Genomic DNA, 12,726 nt, shown 5'->3' with positions numbered 1-12,726 from the left:
TCAGCGGGCTTCTTCTTGGGTGATGCGGGTGGCTCGCAGGTTGAACCATGACAGCAGCGCCACCATCGTGAAGATCACCGTCGAGATGGCAGCGGCCAGGCCGAAGTTCTGGCCCGAGTCCTCGAAGGCGATGCGATAGGTGTACGACACCAAGATGTCGGTGGTGCCCGCAGGGATCTGCGTGTCGAGGAAGTCGGGCCGTCCGCCGGTCAGCAAATTGATCAGCACGAAATTGTTGAAGTTGAACGCGAAGGAGGCGATCAACAGCGGGCTGAGTGGTTTGATGATCAGTGGCAGCGTGATACGGAAGAAGTTGGTCAGTGGCCCGGCGCCTGCCACGGCCGAGGCTTCGTAGAGGTCCGACGGGATGGCCTTGAGCAGTCCCATGCACAACACCATCATGTACGGATAACCCAGCCAGGTGTTGACGATGAGCAGCATCACCTTGGCCAGAAAAGGGTCCGAGAACCAGGCGGGCTTGATGCCAAACAAGCCGTGCAAGATGAGGTTGATTTCGCCGAAGTTGTTGTTGAACAGGCCCTTGAACACCAGGATGGAGATGAAGCCCGGCACGGCGTAGGGCAAGAAGAGCAACGTCTGGTAGATGCCGCGGAAACGCAAGGCCTCCCAACTCAGCAGCACGGCCAGCACCATGCCCAACGAGGTCGCAAACAGCACGGTCAGCGCCGCGAAGACGACCGTCCAGATGAAGATGCGCACGAAGGGCTCGCGGAAGGCTTCGTCGGTGAAGATGCGCACATAGTGGGAGGCACCGATGTTCACCTGGAACCCCGGGGGTACGTTCTCGCCTGCTTCGGTTTGGTAGAAACCGACCTGGAAATTGGGGCGCAGCACCGAACCATCTCGTTGATTCGTCAGGCTGCCGTCGGCGTTGCGGACATAGAGTTTTCGCACCGGTGCGAACTGACGCAGGCTGCTCATGCGCACGGTCGTGCCATCGGGCATGGCGATGGTGAGGCTGCGCAGGCGGGGCTGTAGGCGAATGAGTTCGCGCAGTTCGACCGTGGCAAGCTGGGGCGGCTGCTGCGCGGCGGGTGCCGCGGCCACGGAGCTCGGCCACGCATCCTCGAGGTCGATGGCAGGCGTGAGGAAGACCTCGCCTGTGTCTGGCGCTTGCAAGCGGAGGATGTGGCGCTGACCATCGCTCAGCAGTGCAAAGTCGTAAGTGCGTCCTTCGGCTTGGTAGGTTTCATCCAGCAGGTAGGCCGTGGCACGCTCGAAACTGAGCAGGTTGCGCGAGCTGTAGTTGGTGAAGCTGATGGCCACCGTATACAACATCGGAAAGACCACGAAAATGATCACCGCGGCCAAGCCGGGAAAGAGATAGCGCCAGGCGTACAGGCGCTGCGAGGTGTAGACCCACGCCGCCAGGGCGATGACCACCAGCAAGGTGCCGGCCAGCAGCATTTCGCCGGCAGCGTAGACGAGGGTGACGAGGTAAAGCGCTCCCAGGGCCAGCACGAAGCCGGTCATCCGGGGAGCCCAACGCTGCAGGACGGAAGTCTGAGTCATACGGAATGCTTGGGTGGTCCGGCTTGGAGGCCGAACCACCAGGGTGCAACTCTTGCGGGCCTTGGGTCAGGTCACTTGGCGGTGATGCGCTTGGCCGCAGCGTCCAAGGCTTCCTTGGGGCTTTGGCGTCCTTCGGTCATGTTCTGTAGTGCCGAAGCCATCGAGGACCAAAAGCGCCCCATCTCCGGGATGTTGGGCATGGGAGCGCCGTCTTGCGCGCTGGCCATCGTGGCCTGGATGTTGGGGTCGCTCTTGAGCTGGTTGAAGAAGGATTTGGACGCCGGCGTGCCCAGCGGCACATCGTCGTTGATGGTCTTGAGGCCTGCCACGCTGAGCATGTGGTTTTCGATGAACTCGATGGCAAGTTCACGGTTCGGTGAGGCCTTGTTGATCATGGCCCCCATCACGCCGACGAAGGGCGCCGCCTTCTTGCCGGCCACGGTGGGGATCTTGGTCACGCCGAAGTTGATTTTGGACTTCCTCAGGTTGTCCCAGGCCCAGGGTCCATTGATCATCATCGCGACCTTGCCCTGGTTGACGGCGGCTTCCATGTCGGCATAGCCGGCGCCCTTGGGCATCACGCCGTCTTTGATCATCTTGACGATCAGCTCGGCACCTTTGAGAGCCCCGGCGTTGTTGACTCCGGTGTCGGTCGGATCATAGGTGCCGTCGGCCTTTTGTTTGAAGGCATACCCACCGTTGGCTGCCAGCAGCGGCCAAGTGAAGTAGGTGTTGTTGTAGTCCCAGAGAATGGCTTTCTTGCCTTGAGCCGAGAGTTTCTTGTCTAGCGCGATCACTTCTTCGAAGCTCTTGGGTGGAGTCGGCACCAGATCCTTGTTGTAGATGAGGGCCACTGCTTCGATCGAGATCGGGTAGCCCCAGGTGCGGCCGCCGATATTGAAGGCCTTCCATGCCAATGGGTCGATGTCTTCGACGATCTTCTTGGATGGGGTGACGGGCTGCAGCAGGCCGCCTTGGATCCACTCTCCCACGCGGTCGTGGGCCCAGATCCAGATGTCCGGGCCTTTGCCTGCGGCGGCGGCCTGCTGGAATTTGCCCGGGGCATCTTCCGGATGCTCGACCGTCACTTTCACACCGGTCTTCTTCTCGAATTCATCGCCGACTTTCTGCAGTCCGTTGTAGCCTTTGTCGCCGTTGATCCAGATCAGCAGTTTGCCGGGCTCGACGGCAAGAGCCGGCGCAGTGAAGCCGGCCGACAAGGCCAGCGCAGTGGCCGCGGCCACCAGCTTGATGCGTTGACGTTGAATGTTCATGGCTTGCTCCTTTGGTTTCGGCCTGTTCGGGCGCTTGGGGTCGTGCAGTGACACGGTTGGGGAAAAGGGGCTCGGTCATCCTGCGCGGGGCAGGGCATGACCGTGGGGATCGAAAACGTGGCAGCGTTGGGGCGGTACGCCGAGGTGGGCGATGTCGCCGATGCCCAACGGGGTGTCCGGCGATGCGCGCACCACCACGGGTGCTGAAGCGCCGGGAAGGTCCACATACAAGTAGGTGACGTCGCCGAGATGCTCGGCGGCTTGCACGATGCCGCGCAGTTGGTTGCTCGTGTCGAGGCCATCGGTGGCGAGGTGTTCGGGACGCACGCCCACGGTCACCGGTGTACCGGCGGCCACACCGGTGGCATCGACGGCCGCGCGGATGGTGCGTCCATCGCCCAGCCGCAACAGCGCTTCGGTGGCCGCGGCCGACTCCAGGGTGGCGGAAATGAAGTTCATCTTGGGCGAGCCGATGAAGCCGGCCACGAAGAGGTTGGCTGGCCGGTGGTACAGCTCCATCGGTGTGCCGACCTGTTCGATGCGTCCGGCATGGAACACCACGATGCGATGAGCGAGGGTCATGGCCTCGACCTGGTCGTGCGTGACATACACCATGGTGGTCTTGAGTTCACGGTGCAGTCGGGCCAACTCGACCCGCATTTGCACCCGCAGCGCGGCGTCCAGGTTGGACAAGGGTTCGTCGAAGAGGAAGACGCCTGGCTTGCGCACGATGGCTCGGCCGATGGCCACCCGTTGCCGCTGCCCGCCGGACAGTGCCTTGGGCTTGCGGTCCAGCAGATGCTCGATTTGCAGGATCTGCGCGGCTCGCCGAACGGCGGCTTCCTGCTCGTGCTTCTTCACCCCCGCCAGGCGCAGCCCGAAGGCCATGTTTTCCGCCACGGTCATGTGGGGATACAAGGCATAGCTCTGGAAAACCATCGCAATGCCTCGCTTGGCCGGGGGCACTTCGTTGACCAGCCGTCCGTCGATGTACAGCTCGCCGCTGGTGATGTCTTCCAGTCCGGCGATACAGCGCAGCAGCGTGGACTTTCCGCAGCCCGAGGGGCCGACGAAGACGATGAACTCACCGTCGTGGATGTCCAGATCGATGCCGTGCAGCGTCTCGATCTGGCCGTAGGATTTGCGCAGCGCCTTGAGTTGGAGATGGGCCATGGTTGGATTCGATTCAGGCGTCGGACATCACACCATCTTGCCGAAGTAGGCACCGTAGGCGGGCAAGGTGAAACGCTGAGCCTGGCGATGCGCGCCGGCAAAGCCATGATCGTCGAGTGCCACGCTGGCCGGTGCCTGCGGCAGCTCGAAGCTCACGGGTTCCGATCCCAAGTTGAACAATGCCAGGACCGCATCGCCTGGCTGGTCGGCGGCCGGGGTGCGCGCCAGTGCGAGCACCGGTTCGGGGGCATCGAAGAAGCGAATGTCGCCGCCAATCAGCGCTGGCTGTGCCTTGCGCCAGGCCATGAATCGGCGCAGCGCCTGCAAGGGCGAGGCGGGGTCGGCCTCGCTGAGGTCCACTGCTCGAGCGAGATGCTCGGGCGGCACCGGCAACCAGGGTTCCACCGTGGCATCACCACTGAAGCCCCCATGCGGCCGCGTGCTCGACCAGGGCATGGGCGTGCGGCAACCATCGCGGCCCTTGAATTCGGGCCAGAAGGCCTTGCCGTAAGGATCTTGCAGCTTCTCGAACGGGATATCGGCTTCGGTCAGGGCCAGTTCATCGCCTTGCCACCAGCACACGCTGCCTCGCAGGCTCATCAGCATGGCCCCGGCCACTTTGATGAAATCGGTCGAAGCGCCTGGCCCGCCCCAGCGCGTCATCACACGGGCCACATCGTGGTTGCCGAAGGACCAGCAGGCCCAGCCGTCCTTCATCTGGGCTTCCAGCTCCTCGACCTGTTGACGGATGTACGCAGCACTGCGCTCGGACGTCAGCAGGTTGAAGCTGTAGGCCATGTGCAATTTGTCGCCATCGGCCGTGTAGGCGGCCATGGTCTTGAGCGAATCATCGTCGCCGACCTCACCCACGCTGGCTGCGCCATACTCGTCCAGCAGCGCACGCACACGCTGCAGGAAGACCAAGTTCTCCGGCTGCGTCTTGTCGTACAGGTGGCGCTGCATCCCATACGGATTGGTCTCCATGACCGTCTTGGTGTCGCGTTGTGTCGCTGGCGGGTTGTCGCGCAAATGCCGATCGTGGAAATGGAAGTTGCAGGCATCGAAGCGGAATCCGTCCACCCCGCGTTCCAGCCAGAAGCGGATGTCCTCCAGCACCTGCTGTTGCACCGCCGGGTGGTGGAAATTCAGGTCCGGCTGGCTGGCCAGAAAGTTGTGCAAGTAGTACTGGCGACGACGCGGGTCCCACTGCCAGGCCGATCCACCAAAGACGCTGAGCCAATTGTTCGGAGGCGTGCCATCGGGCTTGGGGTCGGCCCAGACGTACCAATCGGCCCGGGGGTTGTCGCGGCTGCGGCGGCTTTCGACGAACCAGGGGTGTTGGTCGGAGGTGTGCGACAGCACCTGATCGATCATCACCTTCAGTCCCAATTCGTGCGCACGCTGGACCAAGCGATCGAAATCGGCCAAGGTGCCAAACATCGGGTCGACATCGCGGTAGTCGGCGATGTCGTAGCCGAAGTCTTTCATCGGGGAGCGGAAGAACGGCGATATCCAAATCGCATCCACCCCCAGGCGGGCCACATAGGGCAGGTGCTCAATGATGCCGGGCAAGTCCCCGATGCCATCGCCGTTGCTGTCGGCGAAGCTGCGAGGGTAGATCTGATAGATGATGGCGCCGCGCCACCAGTCCGTGGCGCGTGCAGGTGTGGTCGAGACGAAGGTCACGTCGGAAAGTCCGTCAGTTTGCGGTTGGTTTTGGCACCCCTGGTGCAAAGCGATGGACACGGCATGTCGATGCCCATCGCTTTGCAGGCGGCGCTGCGCCGCCCATGCGCTCATGCCGCCGTGCCGTCACGAGCCGGCACGGCGTTGCGCATCACCACCAGGTCTCGGCCTGCACGCCATAGGTCAGGCCAGACTTCTTGTCGGCAAACACGTTGTTCGAGTTCGCGTTGACGCCACTGCGAGCCGCCTCGTTCCAGGTGGCGTAGGTCACGAAACCGCGCAACACCGGACGCGACCAGAACCCGCGCGACAGGGACAGCTGCGGCGCGATGGTCAGCTTGGTGAGCGTGGCCCATTTCGCGTTGGTTTGGCTGTCGTCCTTGGCGCGGTCCACGCCCAGCTCCACCGCCAGCGAGAAGTTGTCGCTGAAGTTGTATTGCGGACGCACCCCGAAGCTCATCCATTGGCGTTGCTCCAGATCCCAGGGGGCCTTCTTCAGGTTGTCCCAGATGAACGTGCCCATGCCGGACCAGTTGCTGCCTGCAGGCGCGATGTAGATCTGCTCGACCAGGCGAATCGACTCTCCCTTGGTGTCGTTGTTGCCGCCGGCGTAGGCCGGGATCCAGTTCATGCCGGCGCCATTGCCCCGGCCGTACTGCAGCGCAAGCTTGTTGAATCCGCCGAGGACGCCGCCCTGAAAGTGCTGAGCCGTCAATAGGTAACCCGTTTTCTCGTCACTGGCGATGGCGTTGCTGCCACGGATGATTTGGGCGGCCAGTTCGAGCTTGCCGTTGGGATTGACGCCGATGTCGTAGAAGCGGAATTCATAGCGCTTGGCGGCATTCACGCCCACGCCACCACCGAACACGAAGCTGCCCGGCGCGCCGTCCAAGCCCGAGTTGCCACCGTTTTGGTGGTAGGCGAACGCAAATTTGGCCGGCCCCACCTCGACGTCTTCGATGCCGGCGCCGGGGCCGGTGTTGGCCCAGTAGTAGTAGTCGTTGATGTGCACGTCGTGGCGGTTGTAGAAGCGCTTGCCCACCCAGACCTTGGCGTCCTGCAGTGCACCGTCGGGAAAGAAGCCGCCGGCGATGACGTAGTTCTCGCGACTGGCGATGTCGAAGCTCTTGCTGTCGCTCGAAGGGTTGGGGTCGATCACGCTTTCATAGTCTTGCGCTCCCTTTTCGCGCAGTGCCAGGCGCAGGTTGTACTTCGCCCAAGCACCGTCGGACTTGCCAAAGGGCACCGATACCGCCGCTTCGCCGTAGTTGTCGCATTCATTGCCCAGTCGGTACTTGGCCTGCGCGGGCCAACCGAGGCGGAAACATTGCAGGTTGCCGCCTTCGCTGGTGCCGCCGACCTGAGTGCGCACATAACCGTGGAACTCGATGCCTTGCGCCCACGTGGCCGGCGCGGCGAAAGCGCCGGCCACGGCTGCCGCGGCAGCCAGCAGCTTGAATTTGTGATGCATGGTGGAACTCCTCATGAGTGATGGCTGGGGGTCATGCTGCGCACGGCCGAGGCCGCTTCGCAGCGGTTGGGGAAACCGGGTGTGGCTGCGAAAAAGAGGCGACGCCGGGTCGGGCGTCGCGAACTCGCTCGCGCTGAAGACCGCGGAGCCATCACGGCCGCTGGGCGGGGTGCCGCCGAGAAGCTCGCGTCCGTCATGGCAGGTTGTAGGATCACTACAGATAGGCGTGTAGTTTGATAACGAATCGGATGTTAGAAATAAAACTACTCATTCTGAACCCGGGATAACCCTGTACGACTACACGCCTACATGACCTGACGGCGCAATCATCGCTGCGGCCGCGAGTGGATGGATCGGGCGTGGACAGGGCGTTCGAACTCGTCTAGCATCTAGATGTAGTTTGCCTACATCCGGGGCATGCTTTTGCCAAGCGCCCGGATGCCATTCATCGAGGAAGACGACACTGTGGATCCAACCTACCCCCGCCTGGTCGGGGACATTGGCGGGACGAACGCCCGCCTGGCCTGGGTGGCAGCCCCTGGCCGCTTGCCCGAGCGTGTGAAGACCTATGCCTGTGCTGCCTATGAGTCGCTGGAGTCCGTGATCCGGGCGTATTTGGCGGATGAGGGGCTGGGCGTCCCGCCTTGGTGTGCGATTGGTATCGCCAATCCGGTGACCGGCGACTGGGTTCAGATGACCAATCACCACTGGGCCTTCTCCATTGGCGCCTTGCGCGATGGCTTGGGGCTGCAGCGCTTGCTGGTGCTCAATGATTTCACGGCGTTGGCCATGTCGCTGCCTTCGCTGTCGGGCGACGATCTGCGCCTGGTGGGGGGTGGCCGCGCCGTCGAGGGAGAGCCCAGGGCCTTGGTGGGGCCGGGGACGGGCTTGGGCGTCTCGGGGTTGCTCTCATGGGGGGGCGGGCGCTTGGTGCCGGTCCATGGCGAAGGGGGGCACGTGACCTTGGCGGCGGCCGACGAAGAGGAAGAGGCGGTGCTGCGCGTTTTGCGGCGGCGCTTCGGGCATGCTTCTGCCGAGCGCGCCTTGTCGGGGCCGGGCTTGGTGCATCTTTACGATGCCGTATGCCAGCTACGTGGCATCGCGCCGGCAGCCCTGAGCCCGGCGGAGGTGTCGCAGGCAGGCTTGAGCGCACAGGACCCCGCCTGCGAACAGGCTCTGGCGTTGTTCTGTAGCTTCCTGGGCACGGTGGCTGGCAATCTTGCGCTCACCTTGGGCGCGCGTGGGGGGGTGTACATCGGCGGCGGCATCGTGCCGCGTCTGGGCGCATGGTTCGATCGGTCTGCTTTCCGGCGGCGTTTCGAGGACAAGGGTCGATTCAAGTCTTATCTGGCCGAGATTCCGACCTACGTCGTGCAAGCCGCTCATCCCGCTTTGCTGGGGGCGGCGCGGGCTTTGGATGAACTGAGTTGAAGGGGGTACGGATGGGCCGGGTGAGCCAGGAACATCGACACTCCCGGGCGGTGGCTCGGGGGCGACATCGGGTCGCGGCAACCATGGTGCTGCTGGCCCTGGCGGCAGGATGGGGTCCCGGCGGATGGGCGCCAGCCGTGGCGGCCGACGCCTCGGTGGCCCCGCGAGCGCGGGAATGGCGCATCAATGAGCTGACGTACATTCGCTTGGCCGCACGGGAGGCGGGCCACGAGGCGCCCAATGCTCATCCGGCCATCGTGACCCCGGAGCTGGTGCGGCGCGCGCTGGCCAGCGTCACCACGGTCGTGCGAGATCGTGCGGAGGCGTTGTTCAGCCAGGACGAGCTGGAGGACTGGGTCGGCGTCTTGGTGCAGGCGTTTGCCGCAGCAACGCCTGGCCAGGACGTGGAGCTGCTCAGCACGGCGCGACGTCACGGAAACTTCTTGAGCACGCCATATGGTGTGACGGCCCGCTTGTTCATCGACGATCAAGGCTTGAACTTGATCGTGCACGATGCGCGCCTGGAGTTTTTCCACGCTTACCGCGCCACGAAGGTGTTGCCGCGGTTCGAGCATGGTTCGCGCACGCAAGCGGGGCCTTCGACCGTGGCCAGCGCGCAAGCTCGGGTCAAGCGGGCCGATTGGTTGGTGTTTCCGTTGCAGCCGGTGGTTGCGGCGCCTGCGCCGGCGGCGGCGCCGGCCCTCGGTCCGGGCTCGGCGGCGTCACCCGCGCCTGCTCGACGCGATGAGCGGTTTTACGAGGAGCAGGAGCAGCGCTTGCGCGGACTGCAGCGCTTGCGTGATCAGGGGCTGATCACGGATGAGGAATTCCAGCGCAAGCGCCAGGAGGTCTTGCAATTGCTGTGAGGCTGCCCGAGACCCCGGCGGCGACGGTCGCCGCCGGGCGTCGTCCGGCCACTGGCGCGACGCTCAGGCTTCGAGCGCTCCGGGCTGAAGACCGCCCATGACGCGACTGAATCCTGCATCGACATAGGTGATCTCGGCGGTCACGCCCGAGGCGAGATCGGACAGCAAGAAAGCCGCCACATTGCCCACGTCTTCGATCGTGACATTGCGCCGCAGGGGGGCATTGGACTCGACGATGTCCAGGATCTTGCTGAAGCCTTTGATGCCCGAGGCAGCCAAGGTCTTGATCGGGCCGGCGGAGATGCCATTGACGCGGATGCCGCGGGCGCCGAGCTGGGCGGCAAGATAGCGTACGCTGGCTTCCAGCGAGGCTTTGGCCAGCCCCATCGTGTTGTAATTCGGCACGGCGCGCACGGCGCCCAGGTAGGTCAGGGTCAGCAGTGCGGCCTTGGGGCTGAGGCGCGGCAGCGCAGCCTTGGCCATGGCCGGGAAGCTGTAGGCCGAAATGTCGTGCGCGATGCGAAACGCTTCGCGTGACAGGCCGTCGAGGAACTCGCCCGCGATGGCCTCGCGTGGGGCAAAGCCGATCGAATGGACGAACCCATCGAAGCTTGGCCACGCCTGGCCGAGTCGGTCGAACAGGGATTGGATCTGGGCATCGTCGCCCACGTCGCATTCGAACACCAGGTCGGAATCAAACTCCCGGGCAAACTCGGTGATACGGTCCTTGAAGCGTTCGCCCACATAGCTGAACGCCAATTCGGCGCCTTCGCGACGGCAGGCCTGCGCAATGCCATAGGCAATCGATCGGTTGGACAGCAGGCCGGTGATCAAAAAGCGCTTGCCGGCGAGAAATCCCATGTTGTCTCCGCGAGGGTCAAAGAAGGAAGATTTTGGCATGCGCGCTGTCCGGGGCGCCAGATGCGCCGGCCCGCGGTGCCGGCATGCCGACGCAACGAACGGGCCCAGGACTTGCTTGGTCTTGTGGGGCGCGGTAGAATCCTGCTTTCGCTAAGTCATTGTGAGCCATTGTAAATAATGGGCGGAGATATCCAGCCCATTTTTTTTGCTTGGCCTCGTTTGCGTCGCGTTGCATGGCGAAGTGCGTGCCGAGGTGCGTGTCGATGCGGGGCTGGGGTGGCTGGTTGCGGTGGCTTGTTGCGCTTGTGGGCTGTGGGCGCCTCGCGGGTGGTCGGCGCGCGTGCAAGTTGCGGATGGTGTTGCTGCGGGAGTGTTGGGTACGCGATGGGTTGGCAGGCCTTGGTTGAGAACACGGTGACGGGGTTGGGGTACGACTTCGTCGAGTGCGAGCGCAGCCCGGGAGGGCTGCTGCGCGTGTTCATCGACCGCGTGGCTGGCGATCCGCGGGGCGCCTTCATCACCGTGGACGATTGCGAGCGGGTGACGCGCCAGCTCCAGTACGTGCTGGAAGTGGAAAACGTCGACTATCGACGCCTGGAGGTGTCGTCTCCTGGTCTGGATCGGCCGTTGCGCAAGGAGGCCGATTACCACCGCTTTGTCGGCCAGGAAGTGGAGATCACTCTCAAGCAGGCTTTCCAGGGGCGGAAGAAGTACCGTGGCGTGTTGGAGCCGCTGGACTCGGGGTGGCGCCTGGTGTTGCGCGAGGGCCTCCAGGAGCAGGCATTGGATTTTTCTCTGGACGAGGTGCGTGAAGCCCGCCTGGTGCCCGTGATCGACTTCAAGGGTCGGCGCAAGGGGCAAGCTGGGGCTGCGCCCACGGACGATGCACAAGAAGACGGAGGTCAGGAATCATGAACCGCGAGCTGTTGATGTTGGTGGACGCGATCTCGCGTGAGAAGAACGTGGAACGCGATGTCGTGTTCAGCGCAGTCGAGGCCGCCTTGGCATCCGCCACCAAGAAGCTCTACGAGGGCGAGGTCGATATCCGTGTGGTGATCGACCGTCAGACCGGTGAGTACGAGACTTTCCGTCGCTGGCACGTCGTGCCGGACGAGGCTGGGCTGCAGCAGCCCGATGCGGAAATCCTGCTGTTCGAGGCGCGTGAACAGATTCCCGATATCGAAGTCGGCGACTATATCGAAGAGCCGGTCGAGTCCGTGCCGATCGGCCGAATCGGCGCGCAAGCGGCCAAGCAGGTCATCTTGCAAAAAATCCGCGATGCCGAGCGGGAGCAATTGCTCAACGACTTTCTGGCTCGCGGCGACAAGATCTTCGTGGGGACCGTCAAGCGGATGGACAAAGGCGACCTGATCGTCGAGTCTGGTCGTGTCGAGGGGCGCCTCAAGCGCAGCGAGATGATCCCCAAGGAGAACTTGCGCACCGGAGACCGTGTGCGTGCGGTGATTTTGGAGGTCGATCCGAGCTTGCGGGGGCCTCAGATCATCCTGTCGCGCAGCTCGCCGCAGTTCATGATCGAGCTGTTCCGCCAAGAGGTGCCAGAAATCGAGCAGGGCCTGCTGGAGATCAAGAGCTGCGCCCGCGACCCTGGCTCGCGGGCCAAGATCGCGGTGCTGTCGCACGACAAGCGGGTCGATCCGATCGGCACCTGTGTGGGCGTGCGCGGCTCGCGGGTGAATGCCGTGACCAACGAGCTTGCCGGCGAGCGTGTGGACATCGTGCTGTGGTCCGAGGACCCAGCACAGTTCGTGATTGGTGCGCTGGCCCCGGCCAATGTCGTGTCCATCGTGGTGGACGAGGAACGCCACGCGATGGATGTCGTGGTGGACGAGGAGAACCTGGCGATCGCCATTGGCCGCGGAGGGCAGAATGTGCGCCTGGCCTCGGAATTGACCGGCTGGCGCATCAACATCATGACCGCCGAGGAGTCCAAGGCGAAGCAGGCCGAGGAAACCAGCGCGATCCGTCGCTTGTTCGTCGAGAAGCTCGATGTCGACGAGGAGGTGGCCGACATCCTCATCGAGGAAGGGTTCACCAGTCTCGAAGAGGTGGCCTATGTGCCGCTGCAGGAGATGCTCGAGATCGAGGCATTCGACGAGGACACCGTCAACGAGCTGCGCACGCGCGCCAAAGATGCGTTGTTGACGATGGAAATTGCCCGTGAGGAGAAGGTCGAAGAGGTGTCGCAGGACCTGCGCGATCTCGAAGGGCTGAACGCGGATTTGATTGCCAAGCTGGCCGACGCCGGCATCCACACCCGCGATGATCTCGCCGACTTGGCGGTCGATGAGCTGATCGAGATGACCGGTGTCGACGAGGCACAGGCCAAAGCGCTCATCATGAAGGCTCGAGAACACTGGTTCACGGCCTGAAGGCTGCACCGAGGTTCCGCCCGTCCAGCCCAAGCAAGTTC

The 12,726-nt window shown here is 63.5% G+C and carries 10 protein-coding genes; 4 read left to right on the top strand and 6 right to left on the bottom strand.

Translation table 11 applies throughout. From position 1 onward, the window contains the following. From malF to CTA01S_RS05540, 5 genes are all read right to left on the bottom strand, one after another. On the bottom strand, positions 1–1,533 hold the full coding sequence (gene malF, locus CTA01S_RS05560) for a maltose ABC transporter permease MalF (protein ID WP_062193040.1): 1,533 nt from the start codon (positions 1,531–1,533) through the stop codon (positions 1–3). A gap of 71 nt (positions 1,534–1,604) precedes the next feature. Continuing rightward, a complete protein-coding gene (gene malE, locus CTA01S_RS05555) occupies positions 1,605–2,807 on the bottom strand; it encodes a maltose/maltodextrin ABC transporter substrate-binding protein MalE (protein ID WP_062193037.1) in 1,203 nt (400 codons plus the stop codon). A gap of 75 nt (positions 2,808–2,882) precedes the next feature. Further along, positions 2,883–3,980 (bottom strand): ABC transporter ATP-binding protein, encoded by a 1,098-nt coding sequence (locus CTA01S_RS05550; RefSeq protein WP_062193034.1) that lies wholly within the window; start codon positions 3,978–3,980, stop codon positions 2,883–2,885. Between the two features lie 27 nt (positions 3,981–4,007). Then, positions 4,008–5,780 carry an alpha-glucosidase gene (locus tag CTA01S_RS05545; RefSeq protein ID WP_232300998.1) on the bottom strand — a complete coding sequence of 591 codons (1,773 nt, stop codon included), beginning with the start codon at positions 5,778–5,780 and terminating at the stop codon, positions 4,008–4,010. Positions 5,781–5,817: 37 nt separating this feature from the next. Beyond that, positions 5,818–7,137, bottom strand: coding sequence for a maltoporin (locus CTA01S_RS05540; protein WP_019559439.1), 1,320 nt, complete (start codon positions 7,135–7,137; stop codon positions 5,818–5,820). 438 nt (positions 7,138–7,575) lie between these two features. On the opposite strand from CTA01S_RS05540, the gene CTA01S_RS05535 reads away from it, so the two are divergent. Together CTA01S_RS05535 and CTA01S_RS05530 are read left to right on the top strand one after the other, a co-directional pair. Then, positions 7,576–8,568 (top strand): glucokinase, encoded by a 993-nt coding sequence (locus CTA01S_RS05535; protein ID WP_019559440.1) that lies wholly within the window; start codon positions 7,576–7,578, stop codon positions 8,566–8,568. A gap of 83 nt (positions 8,569–8,651) precedes the next feature. Further along, the gene (locus CTA01S_RS05530) at positions 8,652–9,434 is read left to right on the top strand and encodes an SHOCT domain-containing protein (protein WP_062193029.1); all 783 of its coding nucleotides are present in this window, start codon (positions 8,652–8,654) and stop codon (positions 9,432–9,434) included. Between the two features lie 63 nt (positions 9,435–9,497). On the opposite strand, the gene fabI is transcribed toward CTA01S_RS05530, so the two are convergent. Next, positions 9,498–10,295: an enoyl-ACP reductase FabI gene (gene fabI, locus CTA01S_RS05525; protein ID WP_019559442.1), complete on the bottom strand. Its 798-nt coding sequence runs from the start codon at positions 10,293–10,295 to the stop codon at positions 9,498–9,500. Positions 10,296–10,679: 384 nt separating this feature from the next. Here fabI and rimP point away from each other — a divergent pair, with 384 nt between their 5' ends. Together rimP and nusA are read left to right on the top strand one after the other, a co-directional pair. Continuing rightward, complete coding sequence (rimP, locus tag CTA01S_RS05520; RefSeq protein ID WP_019559443.1) at positions 10,680–11,210, top strand: ribosome maturation factor RimP; 531 nt, start codon at positions 10,680–10,682, stop codon at positions 11,208–11,210. Then, positions 11,207–12,685 (top strand): transcription termination factor NusA, encoded by a 1,479-nt coding sequence (gene nusA / locus CTA01S_RS05515; RefSeq protein ID WP_019559444.1) that lies wholly within the window; start codon positions 11,207–11,209, stop codon positions 12,683–12,685. Before rimP ends, nusA begins: the two co-directional genes overlap by 4 nt. The last annotated feature ends 41 nt before the right edge of the window (positions 12,686–12,726 follow it).

Origin of the sequence: Caldimonas taiwanensis NBRC 104434, assembly GCF_001592165.1 — a bacterium.
Lineage (GTDB): Bacteria > Pseudomonadota > Gammaproteobacteria > Burkholderiales > Burkholderiaceae_C > Caldimonas > Caldimonas manganoxidans.
The sequence above is the reverse complement of the archived record's forward strand: the minus strand, read 5'-3'. Positions and strand labels throughout refer to the sequence as shown.